Source organism: Streptococcus gwangjuense, assembly GCF_003627155.1.
GTDB lineage: Bacteria > Bacillota > Bacilli > Lactobacillales > Streptococcaceae > Streptococcus > Streptococcus gwangjuensis.
On record NZ_CP032621.1, the window covers coordinates 35197 to 58197 of the forward strand.

Annotated in this window: 26 protein-coding genes; 25 read left to right on the forward strand and 1 reads right to left on the reverse strand. The window is 41.4% G+C overall.

Annotated features, from left to right (window positions below):
• Positions 1-25: 25 nt before the first annotated feature.
• The 10 genes from rpoC (at position 26) to D7D53_RS00225 (ending at position 12168) form a co-directional block, all read left to right on the forward strand.
• Positions 26-3736 (forward strand): DNA-directed RNA polymerase subunit beta', encoded by a 3711-nt coding sequence (gene rpoC, locus D7D53_RS00180; protein ID WP_162927855.1) that lies wholly within the window; start codon positions 26-28, stop codon positions 3734-3736.
• A gap of 296 nt (positions 3737-4032) precedes the next feature.
• Positions 4033-4455: a nucleoside-diphosphate kinase gene (ndk, locus tag D7D53_RS00185; protein WP_049510948.1), complete on the forward strand. Its 423-nt coding sequence runs from the start codon at positions 4033-4035 to the stop codon at positions 4453-4455.
• A gap of 130 nt (positions 4456-4585) precedes the next feature.
• Positions 4586-5218, forward strand: a complete 633-nt coding sequence (locus D7D53_RS00190; RefSeq protein ID WP_245941799.1) for a competence protein — start codon at positions 4586-4588, stop codon at positions 5216-5218.
• 94 nt (positions 5219-5312) lie between these two features.
• Positions 5313-5756, forward strand: a complete 444-nt coding sequence (gene tsaE, locus D7D53_RS00195) for a tRNA (adenosine(37)-N6)-threonylcarbamoyltransferase complex ATPase subunit type 1 TsaE (protein ID WP_004262103.1) — start codon at positions 5313-5315, stop codon at positions 5754-5756.
• Positions 5746-6264 carry a GNAT family N-acetyltransferase gene (locus D7D53_RS00200; protein ID WP_120769759.1) on the forward strand — a complete coding sequence of 173 codons (519 nt, stop codon included), beginning with the start codon at positions 5746-5748 and terminating at the stop codon, positions 6262-6264. The genes tsaE and D7D53_RS00200 overlap by 11 nt, the downstream gene beginning before the upstream one ends.
• Positions 6265-6271: 7 nt before the next feature.
• A complete protein-coding gene (lytR, locus tag D7D53_RS00205) occupies positions 6272-7327 on the forward strand; it encodes a glycopolymer--peptidoglycan transferase LytR (RefSeq protein ID WP_120769760.1) in 1056 nt (351 codons plus the stop codon).
• A 77-nt stretch (positions 7328-7404) separates the two neighbouring features.
• Positions 7405-8661 (forward strand): competence/damage-inducible protein A, encoded by a 1257-nt coding sequence (locus tag D7D53_RS00210; protein WP_120769761.1) that lies wholly within the window; start codon positions 7405-7407, stop codon positions 8659-8661.
• A 54-nt stretch (positions 8662-8715) separates the two neighbouring features.
• On the forward strand, positions 8716-9870 hold the full coding sequence (gene recA / locus D7D53_RS00215; protein ID WP_070479987.1) for a recombinase RecA: 1155 nt from the start codon (positions 8716-8718) through the stop codon (positions 9868-9870).
• A 114-nt stretch (positions 9871-9984) separates the two neighbouring features.
• Positions 9985-11355 carry an MATE family efflux transporter gene (locus D7D53_RS00220; RefSeq protein WP_120769762.1) on the forward strand — a complete coding sequence of 457 codons (1371 nt, stop codon included), beginning with the start codon at positions 9985-9987 and terminating at the stop codon, positions 11353-11355.
• Between the two features lie 96 nt (positions 11356-11451).
• Complete coding sequence (locus D7D53_RS00225; RefSeq protein WP_023940351.1) at positions 11452-12168, forward strand: YebC/PmpR family DNA-binding transcriptional regulator; 717 nt, start codon at positions 11452-11454, stop codon at positions 12166-12168.
• 49 nt (positions 12169-12217) lie between these two features.
• On the opposite strand, the gene D7D53_RS00230 is transcribed toward D7D53_RS00225, so the two are convergent.
• Entirely contained in the window at positions 12218-12865 is a 648-nt protein-coding gene (locus D7D53_RS00230) for a DUF308 domain-containing protein (RefSeq protein WP_120769763.1), read from the reverse strand.
• A 213-nt stretch (positions 12866-13078) separates the two neighbouring features.
• Between D7D53_RS00230 and D7D53_RS00235 the strand changes: the two genes are divergently transcribed.
• The 15 genes from D7D53_RS00235 (at position 13079) to D7D53_RS00295 (ending at position 23001) form a co-directional block, all read left to right on the forward strand.
• Positions 13079-13549, forward strand: a complete 471-nt coding sequence (locus D7D53_RS00235; RefSeq protein WP_120769764.1) for a MarR family winged helix-turn-helix transcriptional regulator — start codon at positions 13079-13081, stop codon at positions 13547-13549.
• Entirely contained in the window at positions 13524-15293 is a 1770-nt protein-coding gene (locus D7D53_RS00240; protein ID WP_120769765.1) for an ABC transporter ATP-binding protein, read from the forward strand. Before D7D53_RS00235 ends, D7D53_RS00240 begins: the two co-directional genes overlap by 26 nt.
• Positions 15283-17043 carry an ABC transporter ATP-binding protein gene (locus D7D53_RS00245; protein WP_120769766.1) on the forward strand — a complete coding sequence of 587 codons (1761 nt, stop codon included), beginning with the start codon at positions 15283-15285 and terminating at the stop codon, positions 17041-17043. Before D7D53_RS00240 ends, D7D53_RS00245 begins: the two co-directional genes overlap by 11 nt.
• A 95-nt stretch (positions 17044-17138) precedes the next feature.
• On the forward strand, positions 17139-17642 hold the full coding sequence (locus D7D53_RS00250; protein ID WP_162927856.1) for a phosphatase PAP2 family protein: 504 nt from the start codon (positions 17139-17141) through the stop codon (positions 17640-17642).
• A gap of 113 nt (positions 17643-17755) precedes the next feature.
• Entirely contained in the window at positions 17756-18202 is a 447-nt protein-coding gene (locus tag D7D53_RS00255) for a LytTR family DNA-binding domain-containing protein (RefSeq protein WP_120769768.1), read from the forward strand.
• Between the two features lie 4 nt (positions 18203-18206).
• Complete coding sequence (locus tag D7D53_RS00260; RefSeq protein ID WP_120769769.1) at positions 18207-18881, forward strand: LiaF transmembrane domain-containing protein; 675 nt, start codon at positions 18207-18209, stop codon at positions 18879-18881.
• 120 nt (positions 18882-19001) lie between these two features.
• Entirely contained in the window at positions 19002-19370 is a 369-nt protein-coding gene (locus D7D53_RS00265) for a hypothetical protein (RefSeq protein WP_033681017.1), read from the forward strand.
• Between the two features lie 123 nt (positions 19371-19493).
• Positions 19494-19676, forward strand: coding sequence for a hypothetical protein (locus tag D7D53_RS00270; protein WP_009729741.1), 183 nt, complete (start codon positions 19494-19496; stop codon positions 19674-19676).
• Positions 19676-20800, forward strand: a complete 1125-nt coding sequence (locus tag D7D53_RS00275; protein ID WP_033681018.1) for a replication initiator protein A — start codon at positions 19676-19678, stop codon at positions 20798-20800. Before D7D53_RS00270 ends, D7D53_RS00275 begins: the two co-directional genes overlap by 1 nt.
• Positions 20794-20961: a hypothetical protein gene (locus D7D53_RS09965; protein ID WP_000910110.1), complete on the forward strand. Its 168-nt coding sequence runs from the start codon at positions 20794-20796 to the stop codon at positions 20959-20961. Before D7D53_RS00275 ends, D7D53_RS09965 begins: the two co-directional genes overlap by 7 nt.
• A 4-nt stretch (positions 20962-20965) precedes the next feature.
• The gene (locus D7D53_RS00280; RefSeq protein WP_033681019.1) at positions 20966-21232 is read left to right on the forward strand and encodes a hypothetical protein; all 267 of its coding nucleotides are present in this window, start codon (positions 20966-20968) and stop codon (positions 21230-21232) included.
• 22 nt (positions 21233-21254) lie between these two features.
• Positions 21255-21389 (forward strand): hypothetical protein, encoded by a 135-nt coding sequence (locus D7D53_RS10255; RefSeq protein WP_265182510.1) that lies wholly within the window; start codon positions 21255-21257, stop codon positions 21387-21389.
• A 2-nt stretch (positions 21390-21391) separates the two neighbouring features.
• Positions 21392-21607 (forward strand): helix-turn-helix transcriptional regulator, encoded by a 216-nt coding sequence (locus D7D53_RS00285; protein WP_033681021.1) that lies wholly within the window; start codon positions 21392-21394, stop codon positions 21605-21607.
• A 290-nt stretch (positions 21608-21897) separates the two neighbouring features.
• On the forward strand, positions 21898-22200 hold the full coding sequence (locus D7D53_RS00290) for a hypothetical protein (RefSeq protein ID WP_033681022.1): 303 nt from the start codon (positions 21898-21900) through the stop codon (positions 22198-22200).
• An 18-nt stretch (positions 22201-22218) separates the two neighbouring features.
• On the forward strand, positions 22219-23001 hold the full coding sequence (locus D7D53_RS00295; RefSeq protein ID WP_033681023.1) for an LPXTG cell wall anchor domain-containing protein: 783 nt from the start codon (positions 22219-22221) through the stop codon (positions 22999-23001).

Here is a 23001-nt window from a genome sequence, read left to right on the forward strand (position 1 = left end):
ACTTAGAATAGAAAGGGAAGAAATAGTGGTTGATGTAAATCGTTTTAAAAGTATGCAAATCACCCTAGCTTCTCCAAGTAAAGTCCGTTCATGGTCTTATGGAGAAGTCAAAAAACCTGAAACAATCAATTACCGTACCTTGAAACCAGAACGTGAAGGACTCTTTGATGAAGTTATCTTTGGTCCTACAAAAGACTGGGAATGTGCTTGTGGTAAGTACAAACGCATTCGTTATAGAGGGATTGTTTGTGACCGCTGTGGGGTTGAAGTAACGCGTACGAAAGTTCGTCGTGAGCGTATGGGACATATCGAATTGAAAGCTCCTGTATCTCACATCTGGTACTTCAAGGGGATTCCAAGCCGTATGGGCTTGACCCTTGATATGAGCCCTCGTGCCCTCGAGGAAGTTATCTACTTTGCGGCTTATGTGGTGATTGATCCAAAGGATACACCACTTGAGCACAAGTCTATCATGACAGAGCGCGAATACCGTGAGCGCTTGCGTGAGTATGGTTATGGTTCATTCGTTGCCAAGATGGGTGCCGAAGCCATCCAAGACCTTTTGAAACAAGTAGATCTTGAAAAAGAAATTGCTGAACTCAAAGAAGAGTTGAAAACAGCTACTGGACAAAAACGTGTCAAAGCTATCCGTCGTTTGGATGTTTTGGATGCCTTTTACAAGTCTGGAAACAAACCTGAATGGATGATTCTCAACATCCTTCCAGTTATTCCACCAGATCTTCGTCCAATGTTGCAGTTGGATGGTGGCCGTTTTGCCTCATCTGACTTGAATGACCTTTACCGCCGTGTTATCAACCGTAACAACCGTTTGGCTCGTTTGCTGGAGTTGAATGCACCAGGTATTATCGTTCAAAATGAGAAGCGTATGCTTCAAGAAGCAGTTGATGCTTTGATTGACAATGGTCGTCGTGGTCGTCCAATCACAGGACCAGGTAGCCGTCCGCTTAAATCATTGAGCCACATGCTTAAAGGTAAACAAGGACGCTTCCGTCAAAACTTGCTCGGTAAACGTGTTGATTTCTCAGGACGTTCCGTTATCGCCGTTGGTCCAACTCTTAAGATGTACCAATGTGGTGTGCCACGTGAAATGGCTATTGAGCTCTTTAAACCATTCGTGATGCGTGAAATTGTTGCCCGTGATATCGTGCAAAACGTCAAAGCGGCTAAACGCTTAGTGGAACGCGGAGATGAGCGTATCTGGGATATTCTTGAAGAAGTGATTAAAGAACATCCAGTACTTTTGAACCGTGCACCTACCCTTCACCGTTTGGGTATCCAAGCCTTCGAACCAGTCTTGATTGATGGTAAGGCCCTTCGCTTGCACCCGCTTGTCTGTGAAGCCTACAATGCTGACTTTGACGGGGACCAAATGGCCATCCACGTACCGCTTTCAGAAGAAGCTCAAGCAGAAGCTCGTATCTTGATGCTCGCTGCTGAGCACATCTTGAACCCGAAAGATGGTAAACCAGTTGTTACTCCATCTCAGGACATGGTTTTGGGTAACTACTACTTGACCATGGAAGAAGCTGGTCGTGAAGGTGAAGGAATGGTCTTCAAAGACCGTGATGAAGCTGTTATGGCTTACCGCAATGGTTATGTTCACCTGCACTCACGTGTTGGTATTGCAACAGACAGTCTCAACAAACCATGGACAGAAGAACAAAAACACAAGGTCTTGCTTACAACAGTTGGTAAAATCCTCTTTAACGACATCATGCCAGAGGGGCTACCATACTTGCAAGAACCAAACAATGCCAACTTGACAGAAGGCGTTCCAGCTAAATACTTCTTGCCACTTGGTGGAGATATCAAGGAAGCAATCAGCAATCTTGAACTTAACCCTCCATTCAAGAAGAAAAACCTTGGAAATATCATCGCTGAAATCTTCAAACGTTTCCGTACGACAGAAACTTCTGCCTTGCTTGACCGCATGAAGAACCTCGGTTACCACCACTCAACTCTTGCAGGATTGACAGTGGGTATTGCCGATATCCCAGTCGTTGATGACAAGGCTGAAATCATTGAAGAATCACACAAACGTGTAGAACAAATCACAAAACAATTCCGTCGTGGTATGATCACAGACGACGAGCGTTACAATGCCGTTACAGCTGAATGGCGTGCTGCCCGTGAAAAACTTGAGAAACGTTTGATTGCCAACCAAGATCCTAAGAACCCAATCGTTATGATGATGGACTCTGGAGCCCGTGGTAACATCTCAAACTTCTCACAGCTTGCCGGTATGCGTGGTCTGATGGCTGCTCCGAACGGACGTATCATGGAATTGCCAATCCTTTCAAACTTCCGCGAAGGTTTGTCAGTACTCGAAATGTTCTTCTCAACTCACGGTGCCCGTAAAGGTATGACCGATACGGCCCTTAAGACAGCCGACTCAGGTTACTTGACTCGTCGTTTGGTTGACGTTGCCCAAGACGTTATCATCCGTGAGGACGACTGTGGAACTGACCGTGGTCTTTTGATTCGCTCTATCGCAGAAGGAAAAGAGATGATCGAGTCGCTCGAAGAACGTCTTATCGGTCGTTACACTAAGAAAACTGTTAAACATCCAGAAACTGGTGCAGTTATTATCGGTCCAAATGAGTTGATCACAGAAGAAAAAGCTGCTGAAATTGCAAATCTTAAGATCAAGAATGAAGATGGTGAACTTGTAAATGCAATCGAAGAAGTGACTATCCGCTCTGTATTTACATGTAACACTCGTCATGGTGTCTGTCGTCACTGTTATGGTATCAACTTGGCGACTGGTGATGCGGTTGAAGTTGGTGAAGCAGTTGGTACAATCGCTGCCCAATCTATCGGGGAACCTGGTACACAGCTTACAATGCGTACCTTCCACACGGGTGGGGTTGCCTCAAATACCGATATCACTCAGGGTCTTCCTCGTGTCCAAGAAATCTTTGAAGCCCGCAATCCTAAAGGGGAAGCGGTTATCACAGAGGTTAAAGGACAAGTTACAGCTATCGAAGAAGATGCATCAACTCGTACCAAGAAAGTCTTTGTTAAAGGTGAAACTGGCGAAGGTGAATATGTCGTTCCATTTACAGCTCGTATGCGTGTTGAAGTTGGGGACCAAGTAGCGCGTGGTGCCGCTCTTACAGAAGGTTCTATCCAACCAAAACGTCTCCTTGCAGTCCGTGATGTCTTGTCAGTTGAAACTTACCTTCTCGGTGAAGTACAAAAAGTTTACCGTAGCCAAGGGGTAGAAATCGGTGACAAACACATCGAGGTAATGGTTCGTCAAATGATTCGTAAAGTCCGTGTCATGGATCCAGGTGACACAGATCTTCTCATGGGTACCCTTATGGATATCAATGACTTTACAGATGCCAACAAAGATGTCCTTATCGCAGGTGGAGTTCCAGCGACTGGTCGACCAGTCCTTATGGGAATTACCAAAGCCTCACTTGAAACCAACAGTTTCTTGTCAGCGGCTTCCTTCCAGGAAACAACTCGTGTCCTTACTGATGCGGCTATCCGTGGTAAGAAAGATCATCTCCTTGGACTTAAAGAAAATGTTATCATCGGTAAGATCATCCCAGCAGGTACTGGTATGGCCCGTTACCGTAACCTTGAACCACAAGCTATCAACGAAGAAGAATACCTTAATCCTCCAGTAGAGGAAGAAGGAAATGAAGAAACAACAGAAGTAGTTGTGGATGCTGCCGTTGAAACTGTGGAAGAAACAGTAGAATAAAAGAGAATGGAGAACCTTCGGGTTCTCTTTCTCTTTTCTGAAAACTTTCTCCATTTTTCTATAAAATATGGTAAAATAATACTCAATGAAAATCAAAGAGCAAACTAGCCGTAGGTTGCTCAAAGCACTGCTTTGAGGTTGTAGATAGAACTGACGAAGTTAGCTCAAAACACTGTTTTGAGGTTGTGGATAGAACTGACGAAGTCAGTAACCATACCTACGGCAAGGCGACGTTGACGTGGTTTGAAGAGATTTTCGAAGAGTATAAAAGAAAGAAGCTGACAAAGGAGACAGGTATGGAACAAACATTTTTTATCATTAAACCAGACGGTGTAAAAAGAGGGCTAGTGGGTGAAGTGTTGAAACGCATCGAACAACGTGGATTTATAATCGAAAAATTGGAGTTGCGTTCACAGGTTTCAGAAGAGTTGATTGATCAGCACTATCAGGACTTGGTTGGTCAAAGTTTTTACCCACCGATTCGTGAATTCATGACTTCAGGCCCAGTTCTTGTAGGTATCATTTCTGGTCCCAAAGTAATTGAAACTTGGCGGACCATGATGGGTGCTACTCGTCCAGAAGAAGCTTTACCAGGAACTATTCGAGGTGATTTTGCAAAAGCTGCTAGTGAAAATCAAGCTATTCAAAATGTTGTGCATGGTTCAGATTCAGAAGAGTCAGCTAAGCGAGAAATTACTCTTTGGTTTGACGGAAAGTAGTAAAAGTTTGATGTAAGGGTTACTTGCATCAAACTTTTTTGCATTTTAGAGTAGAAAACTGACAGTTGAGAAATATTCTAGCAATGGGGAGGATTTCTAGCCTATAATAAGAGCAAGTAAGGGAGGAAGAATGATGGAAAAAATGAAAAAGCAAATTCGTATTTTGTTATTGCTGACAGTTTTTGGTATTAGTAGCTGTTCTTGTTTAAGTTTATCGACTTGGGCCTTGATGTTAAATCAAAACTGCTTCTATTATTTAGTTGGCATGTTGCTCCTTGCCAGTATTGGTGCAGGGTTAAACTACTATAGAGGGCAGGGAAATCAATCTTATTCAGTTTTTAAGGAAGATAAGCAACAATTCTTGTATAGCCTGTTGCTATTGGTAAATGTTTTGGGTTTAGCTTTAATTGTCATAGAACATATCCTTGCAGGAAATACATCCGTAGAAGGGTTTGTGGAAGCCTTTCTACCGAGTTTCTTTTTCTTATTTGGTATTGATTTGTTAGTTTTTCTGCCAATTCAGAAGTATGTATATGGCTTGAAAAAGATTTTGGGTAAGAAGGAAATGTGTTTTATTAGTGGACTAGTTATTTTAATCATTCTTAGAAATCCCTGGTCAATATTATCCATGACCTTTTATATTGCCTTGGGAATGTTTTTCTTAAGATTGTTGGTGCCAAAAGTTATTCGCTGGGAAGTTTCATTTTATAGCCACTTGATGAGAGATATCTTGTTAGTTGTCTTCTTACTGTTTCTATTTTAAAGGTAAAAGAAGAGATGTCCAAGTTTTACAACTTGTAATATGGAATTCATAGATAATATCTCGACAAAGGACAACTTTTTGGTATAATAGAAACATGTACACTAAAAACGAAGAAGAGTTGCAGTGCCTAGGTGAACGTTTGGGCTGTTTATTAGAAAAGAATGATGTCTTAATTCTAACTGGAGAACTTGGAGCAGGCAAAACGACCTTTACAAAAGGTCTTGCTAAAGGGTTACAGATTACTCAGATGATTAAGAGTCCAACCTATACTATTGTGAGGGAGTATGAAGGTCGTCTTCCTCTTTATCATTTAGATGTTTATCGTATAGAGGGGGATGCTGATTCTATTGATTTAGATGAGTTTCTCTTTGGTGGCGGCGTGACTGTCATCGAGTGGGGACATCTTTTAGGTGATGCCTTACCAGATACTTATTTAGAATTGGAAATTCTAAAAGAAGAAGACGGTCGCAGGCTGAATTTCCAAGCAAAGGGTTTACGTGCAGAAAAACTCTTAGAGGAGCTTCAACATGGAGTATGAGTTACTCATTAGAGAAGCAGAACCTGATGATGCTGCTGAGTTAGTGACATTTTTAAATCGTGTCAGTCTAGAAACAGATTTTACCAGTCTGGACAGGGATGGTATTTTGATGACAGATACTGAGATGGAGTTGTTTTTGGATAAACAGGCTCACTCGGAAAATCAAATCATTTTACTTGCCTTGCTGAATGATGAAATTGCTGGTCTTGTAAATATTACAGCTGACCAGCGCAAGAGAGTCCGTCATATCGGTGATCTCTTCATTGTGATTGGAAAAAGATATTGGAATAATGGCTTGGGAAGTTTTTTGTTAGAAGAAGCGATAGAGTGGGCACAAGCAAGTGGCATTTTGCGTCGTCTCCAACTGACTGTCCAAACTCGTAATCAAGCTGCAGTTCATTTATATCAAAAGCATGGCTTTGTAATTGAAGGTAGACAAGAGCGCGGTGCGTACATAGAAGAAGGGAAATTTATAGATGTTTACCTGATGGGTAGACTGATAGATTGATAGAAATATGGTTAAAAAAATTATTGGAATGGTGCTAGCTTTTCTAGCTGTGACAGTTTTGGGTGTGGGTGTTTTTGCTTATACCATTTATCAACAAGGTACAGAAACTTTATCAAGAACTTATAAAAAAATTGGTGAAGAAACCAATGTTATTGAGGCGACTGAACCCTTAACGATCCTTTTAATGGGAGTTGATACTGGAAATATGGAACGAACTGACCCTTGGGAGGGAAATAGTGATTCCATGATTCTCTTGACGGTTAATCCGCACACGAAAAAGACAACGATGTTGAGTTTGGAACGTGATATCTTGACTAAAATTCAGCATAAAGATGGTCAGATTGAGGAAGCAAAACTAAACGCTGCATATGCGGGTGGAGGTGCAGAATTAGCTATCTCAACTATTCAGAAAATGATGAATATTCATATCGATCGTTACGTTATGGTGAATATGCAGGGGCTGCAACAATTGGTTGATGCAGTTGGCGGGGTGACTGTAAATAATACACTCGGTTTTCCAATTTCGATTACTGACCAGGAAGAATTTAATAAAATTTCCATTGGTGTTGGACAGCAAACTCTAAATGGTGAAGAAGCTCTTGTTTATTCTCGCATGCGCTACCAGGACCCAGAAGGGGACTACGGACGTCAGAAGCGTCAGCGTGAAGTCATTCAAAAGGTTGTTGAAAAAGTTCTTAGCTTGAATAGTGTTACTCACTATCAGTCTATCTTAAAAGCCCTAAGTACCAATATGCAGACCAACATTGATTTATCAGCGAAAAGTATTCCACAATTACTTGGTTATCAAGATTCCTTCAAGAATATTGAAACACATCAATTGCGTGGAGAAGATGCGGAACTGCAGGGGATTTCTTACCAGATTGTTACAACTGAGCATATGTTAGAAATGCAAAATCTATTGAGAACTTCACTTGATAAACCGAAGGTGACAGAGTTAGATACAAATGCAGTCTTATATGAAAATGTTCTCGGAAATCAAAATGGTATCGGTTTGGGAACAGGTACGATTACTAGTACAAGAAATCAAGAAGATGTAGAATAATCTAATTTATAGTTGAAATCGTGGGAAATTTCCTGCGATTTTTTCAAAAAAGTACGAATAGATAGGTAGGAGGAAACATGAAAGCAGAAATCATTGCTGTTGGAACAGAGATTTTGACAGGACAGATTGTCAATACCAATGCTCAGTTTTTATCAGAAAAACTAGCAGAGATTGGGGTAGACGTATATTTTCAGACGGCTGTAGGAGACAATGAAGCTCGTCTCTTATCCCTGCTTAAGATTGCCAGTCAACGTAGCAGTCTGGTGATTTTGACAGGTGGTTTGGGGCCAACTGAGGACGATCTAACCAAACAAACCCTAGCTAAATTTTTAGGGAAAGAATTAGTCTTCGATCCTCAGGCGCAGGAGAAGTTGGATGTCTTTTTTGCCCAGAGACCAGACTATGCCCGAACACCGAATAATGAAAGACAAGCTCAACTTGTAGAAGGGGCGACTCCACTACCAAACGAAACAGGACTGGCTGTGGGGGGAATATTGGAAGTCGATGGAGTGAACTATGTCGTCCTTCCCGGTCCACCAAGTGAATTAAAACCCATGGTTTTAAACCAACTTCTACCTAAGTTGATGACAGGGAGTAAGCTATATTCCCGCGTTCTTCGTTTCTTTGGGATTGGCGAAAGTCAGTTGGTTACGATTTTGTCTGATTTGATTGATAATCAAACAGATCCGACCTTGGCCCCTTATGCTAAGACAGGAGAAGTCACTCTGCGTCTGTCAACAAAGGTTAGCAGTCAAGAAGAGGCGAATCAAGCGCTGGATATCTTAGAAAACCAAATCTTGGACCGCCAGACTTTCGAAGGAATTTCTTTACGAGAACTTTGTTATGGTTATGGGGAAGAGTCCAGTTTAGCTAGCATTGTGGTAGAAGAGCTGAAAAAACAAGGGAAAACCATCACGGCTGCTGAGAGTTTGACGGCAGGGCTTTTCCAAGCCACTGTGGCAGATTTTTCGGGTGCATCAAGTATATTCAAGGGTGGTTTTGTGACCTATAGCTTGGAGGAAAAATCAAGGATGTTGGATATTCCTGCCAAGGATTTAGAAGAACAGGGTGTGGTGTCTGAATTTACAGCGCAGAAGATGGCTGAGCAGGCACGAAGTAAGACCCAGTCTGATTTTGGTCTTAGTTTGACTGGAGTGGCAGGACCAGATAGCCTAGAAGGGTATCCAGCTGGGACAGTCTTCCTAGGATTGGCACAGGAGCATGGAACTGAGGTCATCAAGGTTAATATTGGAGGCAGAAGTCGAGCAGATGTACGTCACATTGCGGTTATGCATGCCTTTAACCTAGTTCGCAAGGCTTTATTAAGTGACTAACTTTTGATATAATAGTAGATAGGTCTGAGGACCATTAGAATGTAGGAGAATAGAATGGCGAAAAAACCAAAAAAATTAGATGAAATTTCAAAAAAATTCGGGGCTGAACGTGAAAAAGCTCTGAATGACGCTCTTAAACTGATTGAGAAAGACTTTGGTAAAGGATCAATCATGCGTTTGGGTGAACGTGCCGAGCAAAAGGTTCAAGTGATGAGCTCAGGTTCCTTGGCTCTTGATATTGCCCTTGGTTCAGGTGGTTATCCTAAGGGACGTATCATCGAAATCTACGGACCAGAGTCATCTGGTAAGACAACAGTTGCACTTCATGCAGTTGCACAAGCGCAAAAAGAAGGTGGTATTGCTGCCTTTATAGATGCGGAACATGCCCTCGATCCAGCTTATGCTGCGGCCCTTGGTGTCAATATTGACGAATTGCTCTTGTCACAACCAGACTCAGGAGAGCAAGGTCTTGAGATTGCAGGAAAATTGATTGACTCAGGTGCTGTAGATCTTGTCGTGGTCGACTCAGTTGCAGCCCTTGTACCTCGTGCGGAAATTGATGGAGATATCGGAGATAGCCACGTTGGTTTGCAAGCTCGTATGATGAGTCAGGCCATGCGTAAACTCGGTGCTTCTATCAATAAAACCAAAACAATTGCCATCTTTATCAACCAATTACGTGAAAAAGTTGGGGTCATGTTTGGAAATCCAGAAACAACTCCTGGTGGACGTGCTCTGAAATTCTACGCATCAGTCCGTTTGGATGTTCGTGGAAGTACGCAAATCAAGGGAACTGGCGACCAAAAAGATACCAATGTCGGTAAAGAAACTAAAATCAAGGTCGTGAAAAACAAGGTAGCTCCACCATTTAAGGAAGCCTTCGTTGAAATCATGTACGGAGAAGGGATTTCTAAGACTGGTGAACTCTTGAAAATCGCAAGCGATTTGGATATCATCAAAAAAGCAGGAGCTTGGTACTCTTACAAGGATGAGAAAATCGGGCAAGGTTCTGAAAATGCTAAGAAATACTTGGCAGATAACCCAGAAATCTTTGATGAGATTGACCATCAAGTCCGTGTTCAATTTGGTTTGATTGATGGAGAAGAAGCTGCTGAAAGCAAAAAAGATGAAGCAGTTCAAGCAGATTCTGTGAATGAAGAAGTAACTCTTGACCTAGGCGATGAGCTTGAAATCGAAATTGAAGAATAAGCTGTCAAAGTAGTGGAGTAATCCACTGCTTTTTCGATTCTTTGTTCAAGATTTCAGATTGCCTATAGTTTGCTGTTTCTTGTCGCTCCTCTAGAAAGCTGATATAATAGCCTTATGAATAAAAAACGAACAGTGGACCTGATACATGGTCCGATTCTTCCCTCGCTCTTAAGCTTCGCCTTCCCAATCTTGCTATCAAATATTTTTCAACAGCTCTATAATACTGCTGATGTCTTGATTGTTGGACGATTTCTTGGTCAAGAATCCTTGGCTGCAGTAGGAGCGACGACAGCGATTTTTGACCTGATTGTAGGTTTTACTCTTGGTGTTGGCAATGGCATGGGAATTGTCATTGCCCGCTATTATGGAGCTCGGAATTTCACTAAAATCAAGGAGGCAGTAGCAGCCACCTGGATTTTAGGTGCTCTTTTGAGTATTGTAGTTATGCTGCTGGGATTTCTTGGTTTGTATCCTCTCTTGCAATACCTAGATACTCCTGCAGAAATTCTTCCCCAGTCCTATCAATATATTTCTATGATTGTGACCTGTGTCGGTGTCAGCTTTGCCTATAATCTCTTTGCAGGTTTGTTGCGGTCCATTGGGGACAGTCTGGCAGCGCTTGGATTTCTGATTTTCTCTGCTCTGGTTAATGTGGTTCTGGATCTCTATTTCATTACGCAATTGCATCTGGGAGTTCAATCTGCAGGCCTTGCTACCATCATTTCGCAAGGCTTATCAGCGGTTCTCTGCTTTTATTATATTCGTAAGAGTGTGCCAGAACTTTTGCCTCAGTTTAAGCATTTCAAATGGGACAAGGCCTTGTATGCGGACCTCTTGGAGCAAGGTTTGGCTATGGGCTTGATGAGTTCGATTGTATCTATCGGCAGTGTGATTTTACAGTCCTCTGTCAATACTTTTGGAGCAGTGATTATTAGTGCCCAGACGGCGGCTCGTCGCATTATGGCTTTCGCCCTTCTTCCCATGACCGCTATTTCCGCTTCGATGACGACCTTTGCTTCCCAAAATTTAGGTGCTAAGCGCCCAGACCGCATTGTCCAAGGTCTTCGAATCGGCAGTCGTTTAAGTATATCCTGGGCAGTTTTTGTTTGTGTCTTCCTCTTTTTTGCCAGTCCAGCCCTGGTTTCTTTCTTGGCTAGTTCGACGGATAGCTACTTGGTAGAAAATGGTAGTCTCTATCTGCAAATCAGTTCAGCCTTTTATCCTATTTTGAGTCTCTTATTGATTTATCGCAATTGTTTGCAGGGCTTGGGGCAAAAGATTCTTCCTCTAGTTTCTAGCTTTATTGAACTAATCGGAAAAATCGCTTTTGTAGTCTTGATTATCCCTTGGGCAGGCTATAAGGGAGTTATCCTTTGCGAACCCCTTATCTGGGTTGCCATGACTATCCAACTGTATTTCTCACTGTTTCGTCACCCCTTGATAAAAGAAGGTAAGGCTATCTTGGCAACAAAAGTGTTATCATAGCTCGATTTGCTGAATAAAATCCATTTCCTCTAGTGAAAATCGAAAAAACTTGTGTTATAATAAGAAAGATTAAAATGTGAAAAAAGGAGATTCCTAATGGGACGTAAATGGGCCAATATCGTAGCCAAGAAAACGGCTAAAGATGGAGCTAACTCTAAAGTATATGCAAAATTTGGTGTAGAAATCTATGTAGCAGCTAAAAAAGGTGATCCAGATCCAGAATCAAACTCAGCCTTGAAATTCGTTATCGACCGTGCTAAACAAGCTCAAGTGCCAAAACACGTTATCGATAAGGCTTTGGATAAGGCTAAAGGAAACACAGACGAAACCTTTACAGAAGGACGTTACGAAGGTTTTGGACCAAATGGTTCTATGTTGATCGTGGATACTTTGACTTCAAACGTTAACCGTACAGCGGCTAATGTTCGTGCAGCTTTTGGTAAAAATGGCGGAAACATGGGTGCTTCAGGTTCGGTTTCATACCTCTTCGATAACAAGGGTGTTATTGTATTTGCAGGTGAAGATGCGGACGCAGTCTTTGAGCAATTGCTAGAAGCAGATGTGGATGTGGACGATGTGGAAGCAGAAGAAGGAACAATCACTGTTTACACAGCTCCAACAGACCTTCACAAGGCTATCGTTGCCCTTCGTGAGTCAGGTATCCAAGAATTCCAAGTTACTGAATTGGAAATGATTCCTCAGTCAGAAGTGGAATTGTCAGGTGATGACCTTGAAACGTTTGAAAAACTTTACAGCGTTCTTGAAGACGACGAAGACGTCCAAAAGATTTATACGAACGTAGATGGATTCTAATAGAAAAACGAACAGTTTTACTAGCTGTTCGTTTTTTTGATATTTGAACTTAGACTCGGGTTTCAGAATCGTTTTGTTGCTTGCTTTTTTCTAGACCTAGACCGACTGCATGTTTTTGGACGAGCAAGAGCTGTCCATTGTCATCTTTTGCAAAAGTTAAGGTAACAGTCTTAGTCTTGTCTCCAATAGAGATATAGGTGATTTTTTTCGTATTGTAACCCCCAAGAGTGAAGTCAAACTCGGAATCTGGCTTTCCGTGTTTGTTGATAATATCCTCGTAGGTGGTACCACCTTTTCCTTTGTTGTCAAGGTCACCTTCGATTAAGGCGTCGAACTGTTCTTGAGTCCAGGCGAAGGTATCGTCTGTCAAGCCGCTTTTTTCTTCGCGTTCCATTGAGGCACTCGTATCCATGTAGGAACGGTTAAACTCCTTGGCATACTCTTTGTAGACATCAGCGTATAGCGCCTGAGTCGTAAAGAAAAGTACAACAGAGGCAACTGCCAGGGATGTTCCGATAATAGCCATTGTTTTCCGTTTTTTGAGGTTGACGATAAGGCCGATAATCCCCAAGATAAATGCGACGATGGCGATGAACAACGATAGATAGTTAATAAACGGGATCCAGGATCCTAAAAGTGCGATGGCTCCAAAAATGGTTGCTAAGATTCCTAAAACTCTTTGTTCTTCTGGTTTCATTTGAAAGTTTTCTTCCTTTATTAAGTGAATGGATTTCTATCCACAGTAGTTAGTGCTTATTGTATAAAAAATATTGCCTAATGTCAATTTAAACTAAAATAGTTCTCTTGGAAACTTTTTCTTGACATCTCTTTTCAAAGTGGTAAAATGGTTCTCATGGAAACTTATTTAGTTCCTAGGAGAACTAAATGTGTTAGTTAGAAAGGAGTTAGTATGGATAAACCGATGTTAGTCTTTAAGCGTTTTGGTCATCAGATTCACCTGATGGTGCAAAAGGAAGCCAAACGTTGTGGTATTGAATTTATGGGTGGGCCTCAAGGTCAGGTTGTGCGTTTTTTGGATAATCGTGAGAAAAACCAAGACTTGGTCTTGATTAAAGATATCGAGCAGGAACTCAATATTAGCAAGTCTGTTGCTAGTAATTTGGTCAAGCGTATGGTGCAAAATGGTTTGGTGGAATTGGAGGCGAGTCCTAGCGATAAGCGGGCAAAATTTGTTCGTTTGACGGACAAAGCACGTTCTCAGATGCAGCAGGTTAAGGCTTTTTTTGAACGCATAGACAAGCAGTTGATGGAAGACATTGATGAAGATGAATTACTGATTTTTGAGAAAGTCCTTGCTCAACTACAGGAAAATATCAAGGGTATAGGAGGAGAGAATGAAGAAATTAGCCAAACGAATTAGTAGAAAAGAATGGGGGATGATTTTACTAGCCATTCTCTTTACTTGCTTTTCGGTCTATCTAGAGTTGGAAGTGCCGACCTATATCTCGAAAATTACGGATTTGCTAGGTAGTCAAGGAACTAATTTAGATGAGTTGTGGCAGCCGGCAAGCATGATGGTGGGAATGTCCTTTCTTGCCTTCTTGTCCGCAGTTGCAGTTGGATTTTTTGCGTCCAGAGTGGCTGCTTCTTATACTAGTAGGTTGAGAAGCGACATTTTTAACCGAGTTCTAGACTACTCACAGACAGAGATTAAGAAATTCTCTATTCCCAGTCTTTTAACTCGTACCACCAATGACATTACTCAAGTTCAGATGTTGATTACCATGGGCCTACAAGTGGTTACGCGTGGTCCAATTATGGCTATCTGGGCTATCGGGAAGATTTTAGGTCATTCAGAATACTGGCTCTGGGCCGTTCTTGTGGCAGTGATTGTCAATGTTTTGATGACGACAGTTTTGATGACGTTAGCCTTTCCAAGACAATCCTTGATTCAAAGTCTGACTGATAAACTGAACAGTATCACTCGTGAAAGTTTAACAGGTATTCGTGTTGTTCGTGCTTACAATGCAGAAGATTACCAAAATGACAAATTTGCAGCAGCAAATGATGAATTGACACGCTTGAATTTGTTTGTAAACCGTCTTATGGCCATTTTAAATCCCATCATGATGGGGATTTCAAGTGGTTTAAGTGTGGCGATTTACTGGATTGGGGCCTATGTAATCAACGATGCTGCTCCATCAGCGCGTCTGCCTCTCTTTAGTGACATGGTTGTTTTCATGTCTTATGCCATGCAGGTTGTCATGGGCTTTCTTCTCATGGGGGCGCTCTTCATTGTACTTCCCCGAACCATGGTATCTGCTAAGCGGATCAATCAGGTTTTAGATTTGCATTCGTCTATCCAAAATCCTGCTCAAGTGCAGCAGGCTGATGAAAACCTCCAAGGTCAGGTCGAGTTTAAGGATGTGACCTTCCGCTATGCGGCAAATTCGGAGGCGGTTATTGAGCATGTTAGCTTTAGAGCAGAAGCTGGTCAAACAGTGGCCTTTATTGGGTCAACAGGTTCTGGTAAATCAACTTTGGTCAATCTGATTCCACGTTTCTACGACGTGTCAGCAGGAGAAATTCTGGTAGATGGTGTCAATGTTCAAGACTATGACTTGAAAGATTTGCGCAACAAGGTTGGTTATATTCCTCAGAAAGCGGTTCTCTTTTCAGGTGATGTCAAGGGCAATTTAGATTTTGGGCACAGTCAAGAAACACCGCTTAGTGAGCAGGCTATGTGGCAAGCTCTGGAATTGGCCCAGTCTAAGAACTTTATCGAAGACAAGGAAGCTGGCTTAGCGTCAGAAGTGGCCCAAGGAGGAACCAACTTCTCAGGTGGTCAAAGACAGCGTCTGGCAATTGCGCGTGCCTTGGCTCGAAAACCAGAAATCCTCATCTTTGATGACTCCTTCTCAGCCTTGGACTACAAGACAGATCGTGTCCTACGCCAAGAGTTAGCAGAGAAAACTAAGTCTATGACCAAGCTCATTGTCGCACAGCGTATTTCAACGATTATGGATGCAGATTTGATTTTGGTCTTGGATCAAGGGAAAGTCGTGGGACAAGGCACCCATAAGGAACTTCTAGCTAATAATGAAGTTTACCAAGAAATTGCCTATTCACAACTATCGAAGGAGGAATTGGAACATGGAAAATAAGAAAATGTCTCTCTGGAAACAGAGTAAACCCTATCTTGCAGGCCTCCAGTTTGCCCTTCTAATCGCCTTTCTAGCAACAATCTTATCCAATATCATTACTGTATATGGTCCAACCCGCATCAAGGAAATGACCAATATCATTGCCAGTGGCCTGGCAACAAGTGTGGATGTCGCGGCGGTTGCAGCTATTGGTGGTTTTTTGGCCGTGATCTATGTGATTGGACTCCTATCAAATTATTTGCAGGCCTTTCTGTTTACAACAGCCATTCAACGTTTTTCAGAGCGTTTGAGAACAGCTATTGCATATAAAATCAATCGCCTACCACTGAGATATTTTGATGGACACTCTCAAGGGGATACCTTGTCTCGTGTAACCAATGACGTTGACACTGCAGCTCAGTCCCTTAATCAAAGTCTGGGAACAGTTCTTTCATCCACTTTACTGGTCGTGGCAGTCTTGGTAACCATGTTTGGGATGAACTGGATTTTAGCCTTGGTGACGGTTGTGTCAACCCTTATTGGTTTTATTTTCGTGTCCGTCTTTATGGGCAAATCACAGGGATTCTTTAAGAGTCAGCAACAGGATTTGGCAGCTGTAAATGGTTATGTGGAAGAAATGTACTCTGGTCATAACGTGGTGACCAGCTACAATGCTATCGAGAGCACGAAAGAAGAGTTTGCGACATTAAACCATCGTCTGTATGACAGTATATGGAAATCTCAGTTTATTTCAGGGATTATGATGCCGATTATGGTGTTTATTGGGAACTTTAGCTATGCCTTAGTGATTATCGTTGGTGCAGCCTTAGCTCTGAATGGGCAGATTAGTATCGGGATTATCGTTGCCTTTATGGCCTACGTTCGTATCTTTTCTCAGCCCCTTTCCCAAATTGCTCAAGGGATTACCAGTCTTCAGCAGGCTAGCGCAGCCATGGGACGTGTCTTCGAATTCTTAGGTGAAGAGGAAATGGAAGATGAATCTCATAAAGAAAGACAGTTGAGCGATATGAAAGGGCAAGTGGTCTTTGATCGAGTTTCCTTTGGTTACACACCAGAGCGAACCATTATCCATGACTTTTCTGCGACTGCTCATGCAGGTCAAAAGGTTGCCATTGTCGGACCGACTGGAGCTGGTAAGACAACCATTGTCAATATTTTGATGAAGTTTTATGAGATTGATAAGGGAAGCATCCGTATCGATGGTGTCGATACCAAGGAGATGAAGCGTTCGGAAGTACACGATGCCTTTTCAATGGTCTTGCAGGACACTTGGCTCTTTGAAGGCACTATCCGAGACAATCTCATCTATAACCAAAAGGGGATTAGTGATGAGCGCGTGATTGAAGCCAGCAAGGCTGTAGGGATTCACCACTTTATTATGACCCTACCAGATGGTTACGATACCGTCTTGGACGATACAGTGACCTTGTCTGTCGGACAAAAACAACTCTTGACCATCGCTCGTGCTTTGTTGAAAGATGCGCCACTCCTAATCCTAGATGAGGCGACCTCTTCGGTTGATACACGGACGGAGGAATTGATCCAGAAAGCCATGGACCGTTTGATGGAGGGTAGAACTTCCTTTGTCATTGCCCACCGCTTGTCAACCATCCGCAATGCTGACCTGATTCTTGTTATGAAGGATGGCAATATCATCGAGCAAGGAAATCATGATGATCTGATGGCGCAAGCTGGTTTCTACGCTGACCTCTACAACAGTCAGTTTACAGAAGACGAAGCAGAAGAATAAATCGAAAGAAGGCTTGACGGCCTTCTTTTTCTACACTATACTAGAAGACAAGTACTTCCCTATAAGCAAAATTTGAGTAAATGATGAGAAAATATATGAAAAATTATCAAGAATGGTATGACCATATCGCTGCTAACATTGAAAATAAACCTTTTTTCCTGAGATTGTTAAGAACTTTCAATCGGTTTATGACGGTAGTTATGCCTATAGTTTATTTAACCTTGTTGGCCACTACCTATTTCCAAGAGGGCTTAGGGAAACAGGTTTGGATCTATGTGTTTGTACCTGCTACAGGTTTTGTGATTTTATCCCTTCTTCGTAAGAAAATCAATGCTCCTAGGCCTTATGAGGAATGGACTATTAAACCCCTGCTTGACAGAGATAGTCCTGGTCGGTCTATGCCCAGTCGTCATGTCTTTTCAGCAACCATTATCTCCATGGCTTGCTTTCATGCTAGTTTATCTGTAGGGGTTATCTTGTTGGTCTTGTCAGCCCTCCTCGGTCTAGTGAGAGTCTTGGGTGGAGTGCATTTTCCCAAGGATGTAGTAGTTGGTTATATTTGTGGTCTTGCGTGGGGTGTGATTTTCTTTCTATTTTGAATTGTAAGTTAAGGTGGTCCTAGAACCACTTACGGGTCTAAAGTAACCACTTGCTTTTTTGCTCTTGTTTTCTTATTTTGGCTTTGATATAGTAGAGTCAGAAAGGAGATGGAATGAAGTTACGAATCGAAATTGACAGCAATTTAGAGGAAACTGAAATTGTCATCAAGGCGGCGGCTTTGACAGATGAAATTGCGGATTTACAGTGCCTCTTGCAAGAGGCCAAGTCTCCTCGGTTGATTTTTTACAAGGGAACAGGTGAATATTATCTGGACTTATCGGAAATTCTCTTCTTTGAGACGGAAGGTAGCAAGATTTATGCCCATACCCAGAAAGATGCCTACGAGGTTCGGCTTAAACTCTATGAGTTAGAGGCTATCCTTCCTCGCTATTTTAGTCGGGTATCCAAGTCAACTATTGCAAATATCCGTCAGGTTTATTCGGTGGACAAGTCCTTTTCAGGAACGGGCACCATTTCCTTTTATCAGACCCATAAGGAGGTTCATGTCTCACGACATTACCAATCCCTCCTAAAAGAAAATCTAAGAAACATGAGGTAAGAACATGAAAAAGAAAGCATTTGGTATTGTGTTGCTTATTTTGGCGGCTTTAGTATTATTGCAGGGGAATTTTGGAATCCCTTCTCTGGGAGGGCAAATTTGGCCTTTGTTCGGTATTGCTTTTTTTGCCTACCAATCAGTTGGAGCTTTGTTGCGTCGCCACTTAACTTCAGCCTCTTTTACAGCTTTAGTAGCCTTAATGATTGCTAACCACTTTTATGATATTTTACCGATTCCAAATCAGACACTAATCTGGGCAGGAGTTCTAATCGTTCTAGGGGTAAGCATGCTGACTCATTCTAACAGAACTTGGAATGGGAAAAAATGGTGGTATGATGGTGAAAAAAACATTCTTATAGATAAGGAAGTTGCTTTTGGGACAGGGACTTTCTACAAGCAAGACCAAGAATTGGTAGAAGACCAAGTTGAAGTTGGTTTTGGCAATGCCAAGATATATTATGACAACGCAGAGATGTTAGGTGATTTTGCTACTCTGGATATCGAAGTTGGTTTTGGGAATGCAGTTGTCTACGTGCCCCAACACTGGAGAGTAGATCTTAAGGTAGAGACATTCTGTGGAGTAGCTAAGGCTGATGCCCCTCTAGCCCCAACCAGTAAAACCTTGATTATCCGTGGAGATGTGGCATTTGGTAAGTTGGGTGTTGTCTATGTTAAATAAAAAAATCTTTCCTAAGTGTCTAGAGTTTTGGGAAAGTGAAAAATTAAATATCATATAACTTGAGAGAGTGAGAAAATCGCTCTCTTTTTTCGTTGCCAAAAATTAAGGAAAGGAGAAAAAATGTCAGATAATATTGAAATTGTTATGGATATTGATTCCTTAGAAATTTTCGATGTAATAGATCTTGATAAGAATGAAAATATGGTTGATTGTATCCCTGAAGGAAATTCTGAAGAAAAGGTATCTCCATACGATGACCTCGATAGAGTTTGGCTTGGAAACGGTTATTATTATAAGCCCTCTAGTCTACTTTGGGAAGTTATGAAAGATGATGTTATTCATGAATTATGTCCTAGAATTGAGCTTGGCACTTATCCTTACTCCAGAAGAGCTAGAGATGGAACTTGGGGACAAACTAGCCAATTGACTCAGGATGAAGCCTTGTGGTTGACTCTGGAGTTTAATCCAGAATTGATGGGGTATATTTAGGGAAATAAATTATATACCTTGATTCTATAATTTATTTGATTGTCCCTTTAAAACAGATTTTCTCATTATCCATTATGATATAGCTGTGAATTAACACTAGTTTGTGACAAGAAAGGATTACCTATGAAACAACACCAAACAAAGGTCTCAAGGTTGACTAGAGACGTAATGATTTTAGATTTGATGAATACAATGGGATGGACTAAAAGCCGTGCTATTGCAGCTATTGAAGAGTTAGAACAAACTCATCTTGTCTATTTTCCTGAAGCTGGTGGCTTGAGATTACAAGTTGTAGGAGGCTACTAATGGCAGATATCACGATTGACCAACTAGCCACTCTAACTTTTTATCAAATTCCAGAAATCTTTTTCACCCGTATTCAACACAATGAGAACGGCTATGTCAAATTGACTAGTTCTTACACGGGTCTTTCATCTGATGCTAAGTTAGCTTATGGCGCTCTTTATAATCGCTGTAAATTAAGTATCAGTTCATTCCAGAAGGGAAATAGAGATTACGTTGATGAAAATGGAGCGGTCTTTCTAATTTTTACAGTTTCTGACCTGATGCTGCTATTGGATAAGGGAAAGATGAAGGTTACTAAGATCAAGAAAGAACTACAAGAACATGGTCTCTTACGAGAAGTTAGGCAGGGACTCAATAAGCCGAATAGACTTTATCTTCAGCTAGTCGATGCTAATTTAGAAATAGTGGAGCACTATTCAGCTGATGGTGAGTTACTGAAGAGGGTTAATGCCTTTGGTAAAGTTCTATATGAAAAAGTACCCCAAAGCATTGGTAATAGCGAAAGTATCAAAAACGGACGTCCGCAAAATGGACTTCAAAACGTCCACGAATCGGACGGAATAAATACAGAGAAGAGTAAGATTGATACTCTTTACGATACTAATCGATACAAGAGCGAATCATCTCTTTCTGATTTATCAATCTCTGAAGCATTTAAAATGGGGCAACATGGTTTTCTTTCTACTCAACTAGTTCAGAAACTCAGTTTGTTTGGGAAAGATGCAAAAATTCTTGAAAATAAAATCTATCAATCGAAACGTCAAGTTGAGAAGAATTACAACAACCTCTTAGCTGGTCAGGAAATTTATGGAGAGGTTTGGCTGCAAGATCTTGAACGTGAGCTTGATAAATTGATTTTCAAAATTAAAACAGGAGAGGCTGAAGGAAAATCAATCCAGAATGTCCCAGCCTACTTCTACAAAATGATGATTCGTTTTTGGAAGATGGCTTTACTCATTGAAAAAGAACAGGGCTTTATGGAGGTATCAGGACAAAGTGAATATGCTAGAAAATCCCCTGCTGAGTGTCCTAGTCTTATTGCATACTATTATCCAGATAAACTGTCGGAGACGAAACTCAATAGCTATTTATCAGAATTGTCTAAGGGAGTTGAAACATGTTAAAAGATGAATTTAGACCAATTGATGGTAAAGTGCTAACGATAGGTCGTAGCCCGAAGGAGAAAATCTACATGGTTCCTAAAGCTGTTTTTGATTTACCGAAAAAAGAAAGAGCTGAGAAACTCAGCCAAATTTTCTCATCATGGCAACAGAAAGAGGATTGATTTCATGGGATTGTTTAATAACCAAGAGAGAATGAACAGATTACAAGCTGTGAAGGCTACACCTTCTCAACCAGTTCAAGAGATTGAAATGATTGTAGAGTATTTTGATAAAACGGTAGACAGTATTTCCGTCACTTCCAACTTAGAGGAACTAGAAAAATTGGTATCAAGTTCATTTGGAACAGGAGCGAGTATGAATTTTCCATCAGCGACTCCGCCGTTTTCTATCAATCCTCGATGGGTGAAGAAGATAACTTATCGGACAAAATAAGGAAGATATCAGGAGGATAGTAATGTTTAAACTAGTTACAATGGCTTTACTATTGATCTTAGCTTATGGAATAGGGCTTGTCATGCTGGAGCTGAAGAATGCTCCTCTGATGGATGATGAAATACCATCAAGTTTAAATAATGAAGGAGACAAGTAGATGTGAGTAAACAAACACAAAATCGTATCAGAGAATTACGAAAAAAAGCCAAATTATCACAACAAGCCTTGGCTGATCAGATAGGGGTGTTTCGCAACACCATATCTAACTGGGAAACAGGGTATAGTCAGATAAGTCTGGAGAATGCCAAAAATGTGGCAGAATATTTCGGGGTAACCATTGACTACCTGTTAGGATCAGAATCGGACCAAACCTAGTACAGATAAATCTATATTGACCGAGAAGTCATTAAACTACAGACCTTTGAAAACTGAATACAAGGCTTGCCCTGATACAGCGTGGCTATGGATAAAAAAGAAACGGGGGCGAGTAGCAAACTAGAAAAGGATATCTAGTCCAGCCACTGAACGAAAAAGCATGACACTGGTCATAAGCTGAAGGAGTAAGGGTTCCTAGACTATAAACCCAGCGAATAAAATACCGATGTAAAAATACGTTTTTACACAGCACGGCGTAATTTTCGCCTTTCAACTTCAAGGAGAAATCTATGACAGATGAAATAACCGTCCGCCTAAAGGACTTAAAAGTTTTAGGAAAACAAGGAGGTGCGACAGCTCGCTTAGAGGACGGTACAGACCTTATCCTGAAGCCAGACTATGCAGTCAAACAGGCTAGAGGATATGTAGACGGCCTTTTAAGGGATGTTGAATTTCATTTGCCTTATAAAAAGGTTTATGATCAAATTCGCACTATTAAGAGAGATGCTCAAGTTATAGCTCGAAAAGTTAAGACACCATCAGGAATGGAGCTTCGTTTAACTGGAAAAGGTTATAACCCGAAAAATAAATAAAGAAAAGGAAAAATGAAAATGAATAAGAAACAAGTATTAGCTACACTAGCACTTTCAACTATCGCACTAGCACAAGCTGGTTATGTATCAGCAGATGAACTTGCACCAATTGACTCTTCAGCTCCAACAACAGAAGTAGTTACGCCAACAACGCCTAGCGCTTCAACAGAAACAGAAGCTCCAGCAGTTCAGCCAACAGAACCTTCAGTTACTCCAGTTGATCCAACAACTCCAGATACATCATCAACTACAGATAAAGGTGAACCTGCAATTCAACCAGAGCTCTCTGAAGCAGTAGTAAGTGACAAAGGTGAACCTGCAATTCAACCAGAGCTCTCTGAAGCGGTAGTAAGTGACAAAGGTGAACCTGCAATTCAACCAGAGCTCTCTGAAGCGGTAGTAACCAACAAAGGCACCCCAGAAGTCCAACCTGAATTGCCAAAAGCTGAAAAGCCAAAAACAACAGATGAGGCCAATGAACAAGGAAAATCACAAATTGGGACGACTTCAACCGCAACAGGTCAAGTAGTTCATGATGTGACAAAAGCTCCTGTTGAAACAAATACAGGTGCGTCAATTGTTAGCACCCAAGACGGAAACGTCGTTCTTTCAGATGGTTCAGTGGTTGCTCCTGAAGAGGTCGGTGGTACTGTCAACGAAGATAAGACTATCTCTGTTACTGATAAAGAAGGCAAACTTAAAACACTTCCAAACACAGGAACAGAACAAAGTTTTCTAGCTGCAATCGGTGGAATGTTGTTGACAGCGGTTGGCTACTTCTACAAGAAGAAATTATTTTAA

Coding starts and splice junctions, on each gene's coding strand:
- ndk (WP_049510948.1), top strand. CDS start 4,033: ATGGAACAAACATTTTTTATCATTAAACCAGACGGTGTAAAAAGAGGG.
- D7D53_RS00190 (WP_245941799.1), top strand. CDS start 4,586: ATGATGGAAAAAATGAAAAAGCAAATTCGTATTTTGTTATTGCTGACA.
- tsaE (WP_004262103.1), top strand. CDS start 5,313: ATGTACACTAAAAACGAAGAAGAGTTGCAGTGCCTAGGTGAACGTTTG.
- D7D53_RS00200 (WP_120769759.1), top strand. CDS start 5,746: ATGGAGTATGAGTTACTCATTAGAGAAGCAGAACCTGATGATGCTGCT.
- lytR (WP_120769760.1), top strand. CDS start 6,272: ATGGTTAAAAAAATTATTGGAATGGTGCTAGCTTTTCTAGCTGTGACA.
- D7D53_RS00210 (WP_120769761.1), top strand. CDS start 7,405: ATGAAAGCAGAAATCATTGCTGTTGGAACAGAGATTTTGACAGGACAG.
- recA (WP_070479987.1), top strand. CDS start 8,716: ATGGCGAAAAAACCAAAAAAATTAGATGAAATTTCAAAAAAATTCGGG.
- D7D53_RS00220 (WP_120769762.1), top strand. CDS start 9,985: ATGAATAAAAAACGAACAGTGGACCTGATACATGGTCCGATTCTTCCC.
- D7D53_RS00225 (WP_023940351.1), top strand. CDS start 11,452: ATGGGACGTAAATGGGCCAATATCGTAGCCAAGAAAACGGCTAAAGAT.
- D7D53_RS00230 (WP_120769763.1), bottom strand. CDS start 12,865: ATGAAACCAGAAGAACAAAGAGTTTTAGGAATCTTAGCAACCATTTTT.
- D7D53_RS00235 (WP_120769764.1), top strand. CDS start 13,079: ATGGATAAACCGATGTTAGTCTTTAAGCGTTTTGGTCATCAGATTCAC.
- D7D53_RS00240 (WP_120769765.1), top strand. CDS start 13,524: ATGAAGAAATTAGCCAAACGAATTAGTAGAAAAGAATGGGGGATGATT.
- D7D53_RS00245 (WP_120769766.1), top strand. CDS start 15,283: ATGGAAAATAAGAAAATGTCTCTCTGGAAACAGAGTAAACCCTATCTT.
- D7D53_RS00250 (WP_162927856.1), top strand. CDS start 17,139: ATGAAAAATTATCAAGAATGGTATGACCATATCGCTGCTAACATTGAA.
- D7D53_RS00255 (WP_120769768.1), top strand. CDS start 17,756: ATGAAGTTACGAATCGAAATTGACAGCAATTTAGAGGAAACTGAAATT.
- D7D53_RS00260 (WP_120769769.1), top strand. CDS start 18,207: ATGAAAAAGAAAGCATTTGGTATTGTGTTGCTTATTTTGGCGGCTTTA.
- D7D53_RS00265 (WP_033681017.1), top strand. CDS start 19,002: ATGTCAGATAATATTGAAATTGTTATGGATATTGATTCCTTAGAAATT.
- D7D53_RS00270 (WP_009729741.1), top strand. CDS start 19,494: ATGAAACAACACCAAACAAAGGTCTCAAGGTTGACTAGAGACGTAATG.
- D7D53_RS00275 (WP_033681018.1), top strand. CDS start 19,676: ATGGCAGATATCACGATTGACCAACTAGCCACTCTAACTTTTTATCAA.
- D7D53_RS09965 (WP_000910110.1), top strand. CDS start 20,794: ATGTTAAAAGATGAATTTAGACCAATTGATGGTAAAGTGCTAACGATA.
- D7D53_RS00280 (WP_033681019.1), top strand. CDS start 20,966: ATGGGATTGTTTAATAACCAAGAGAGAATGAACAGATTACAAGCTGTG.
- D7D53_RS10255 (WP_265182510.1), top strand. CDS start 21,255: ATGTTTAAACTAGTTACAATGGCTTTACTATTGATCTTAGCTTATGGA.
- D7D53_RS00290 (WP_033681022.1), top strand. CDS start 21,898: ATGACAGATGAAATAACCGTCCGCCTAAAGGACTTAAAAGTTTTAGGA.
- D7D53_RS00295 (WP_033681023.1), top strand. CDS start 22,219: ATGAATAAGAAACAAGTATTAGCTACACTAGCACTTTCAACTATCGCA.